The organism is Acidovorax sp. KNOB132 (assembly GCF_057541515.1).
In genome coordinates this window covers 1-2,958 of sequence record NZ_BAAJYT010000355.1, presented here as the reverse complement: position 1 = coordinate 2,958, position 2,958 = coordinate 1, and the positions used below count along the sequence as shown (strand labels likewise).

The 2,958-nt window shown below is 70.1% G+C and carries 2 protein-coding genes; both read right to left on the bottom strand.

The window, feature by feature from the left end:
• Nucleotides 1-138: 138 nt before the first annotated feature.
• On the bottom strand, nucleotides 139-2,484 hold the full coding sequence (locus AC27IO_RS22355; RefSeq protein WP_498740826.1) for an FdhF/YdeP family oxidoreductase: 2,346 nt from the start codon (nucleotides 2,482-2,484) through the stop codon (nucleotides 139-141).
• A 108-nt stretch (nucleotides 2,485-2,592) separates the two neighbouring features.
• A partial coding sequence (locus AC27IO_RS22350; protein WP_487090686.1) for a methyl-accepting chemotaxis protein occupies nucleotides 2,593-2,958 on the bottom strand: 366 nt, incomplete at its 5' end.

Genomic DNA, 2,958 nt, shown 5'->3' with positions numbered 1-2,958 from the left:
GCAGCACGGCGCTGCCGGGCAACCCCAGGTGCTTGGCCAGGCGCGGCATGGAGACGCCCTGCGGATCGTCCAGTTCGGCCAGTGCCGACAGCAGCGCCGGTGAGAGCCCGCCGTCATGGCCCACCGGCACGGGCGGCATCAAATGGCCGCCACGGCCGCGGCTTCCGCGGCGGCGGCCGTGTCTGCAGCATCTGCCGCCCCGGCCGCATGCGGCACCAGCACCACGGGGATCGACTTGGAGGTCGGCGTGCCCGCATTCAGCGCCACCGACGAAAGGGGCACGAGCGGATTGGTCTCGGGGTAATAGGCAGCGAGGTTGCCGCGGGGAATATCGTAGGCCACGAGCTTGAAGCGGTCGGCGCGGCGCTCCTGGCCGTCGCTCCACACGGTCTGGATATCCACCCAGTCGCCGTCCTTCAGGCCGAGGGACCGAATGTCCTCCTCGTGGATGAACACCACGCGCCGCTGGCCGAACACGCCGCGGTAGCGGTCGTCGTGGCCGTAGATGGTGGTGTTGTACTGGTCGTGCGAGCGCGTGGTGAGCAGCGTGAACACGACGGTGTCGCGCCGCAGCGCGCGGGCCTGGTGCGAGGGCGTGTCCACCGGCACGGGGTGGGCGACGAAGCTGGCCTTGCGGCCGGCCGTGGCCCAGACGCGCTCGCTGGCGGTGTTGCGCAGCCGAAAGCCCCCGGGCACGGCCACGCGCTGGTTGAAGTCCTTGAAGTCGGCGAACACGGCTTCGATCTTGTCGCGGATGCGGGCGTAGTCCTCGATGAGCCACAGCCACGGGGTGCGGCTGCGCCCGCCGATCGTGGCCGCGGCCAGCCGCGCGACGATGGCGGGCTCGGACAGCAGCTGGTCCGAGGCCGGCGGGTTGATGCCCATGGACAGGTGCACCATGCTCATCGAGTCCTCCACCGTCACGCCCTGCGGGCCGCCGGCCTGCATGTCGATCTCGGTGCGGCCCAGGCACGGCAGGATGAGCGCCTCGCGCCCGTGCACGATGTGGCTGCGGTTGAGCTTGGTGGTCACGTGCACCGTCAGGTCGCAGCGGCGCAGCGCCTTCCAGGTCTCATAGGTATCGGGCGTGGCGGCGGCGAAGTTGCCCCCCAGGGCGAAGAACACGCGCCCCTTGCCGTCCAGCATGGCCTGGATGGCTTCCACGGTATCGACGCCGGGCTCGCGCGGGGGCTCGAAGCCGAACACCTCCTGCAGCTTGTCCAGCAGCGCGGCCGGGGGCTTTTCCCAGATGCCCATGGTGCGGTCGCCCTGCACGTTGCTGTGGCCGCGCACGGGGCACGGGCCCGCGCCGGGCCGGCCGATGTTGCCGCGCAGCAGCAGCCAGTTGACGATCATCTGGATGGTGGCCACCGAGTGCATGTGCTGGGTGATGCCCATGCCCCAGCAGGCGATCACGCTCCGGGCATTGCGGTACACCTCGGCCGCGGCGCGGATCTGCGCCTCGGGCAGGCCGGACTCCTCTTCGAGCAAAGGCCACGATTCGGCGCGCAGGTCGGCCAGCAGGCCGTCGATGCCGGTGGTGTGCTCGGCGATGAAGGCATGGTCGAGCACGCCGCCGTCGCGGTCCTCGATCTCGATCAGGTGCTTCATCATCCCCTTGACCAGGGCCAGATCGCCCCCCACGCGCAGCTGGAAGTAATGCGTGCTGATGGGTGTCGAGCCCAGCGTGGCCATTTCCATCTTGCTCTGCGGGTCCTGAAAGCGCTCCAGGCCGCGTTCGCGCAGCGGGTTGAAGCTCACGATCTGCGCGCCGCGCTTGTGGGCCGCGCGCAGCTCGCCCAGCATGCGCGGGTGGTTGGTGCCAGGGTTCTGCCCGAAGATGAAGATGGCGTCGGCCTCCTCGAAGTCCTGCAGCGTGACCGTGCCCTTGCCCACGCCGATCTGTGGGCGCATGGCGCTGCCGCTGGGCTCGTGGCACATGTTGGAGCAGTCGGGAAAATTGTTGGTGCCGTATTCGCGCACGAACAGCTGGTACAGGAAGGCGGCCTCGTTGCTGGCGCGGCCCGAGGTGTAGAAGATGGCCTCGTTCGGGCTGGGCAGCGCGTTCAGGTGCCGGGCGATGAGCGCGAAGGCATCGTCCCAGGCAATGGGCACGTAGTGGTCGCTGGCCGCGTCGTACACCATGGGGTGGGTGAGCCGGCCCTGGTCCTCCAGCCAGAAGTCGCTCTGCTCGGCCAGGTCGGCCACCGAATGCCGGGCGAAAAGCTCCGGCCCCGCGCGGCGGGCGGTGGCCTCGGCCGCCACGGCCTTGGCGCCGTTCTCGCAGAACTCGAAGGTGGAGGCATGGTTGCGGTCGGGCCAGGCGCAGCCGGGGCAGTCGAACCCGTCGGGCTGGTTGGCCGACAACAGGGTCTTGGCCCCCTTGAGGGGAATGTCCTGGTACTGCAGCGCGCGGCCGACGGAGCGCAGCGCGCCCCAGCCGCCGGCCGGGCCTTTGTAGAACTCGATTTTCTTGTCGGTCATCGTGGTCTCCTGCTCATCGGCGAAACGAACGGCGAAAGGGGTGGGCTCCCGCGGGAGCGCACGGGTTGGACACCGCCGCGCGCGCAGCGTTCCGCAGCGGCCACCATGCTAGGGCGTTTTGAAGGTGGCCGCAGCGTCGGCCAGGGCCGCGGCCTGCTCGCGCATGCGCAGGGCGGCGGCTGCGGCCTCCTCCACCAGCGCCGCATTCTGCTGGGTCATCTGCTCGATCCGGGCGACGCTCTGGTGGATGCCGTCGATGCCGCTGCTTTGCTGGCCGCTCGCTGCAGCAATGCCTTCGATCAGGTGCGTGACCTCGGCGATCGAGTGGGCAATGCCCTGCATGGACTGGCGCGCATCGTCCACCAGGCCGCCCCCCGCGTCCACCCGCTCGACCGATGCGGCGATGAGGCCACGGATCTCCCGCGCGGCGTCGCCCGAGCGCTGGGCCAGCGCCCGCACCTCGCCCGCCACCAC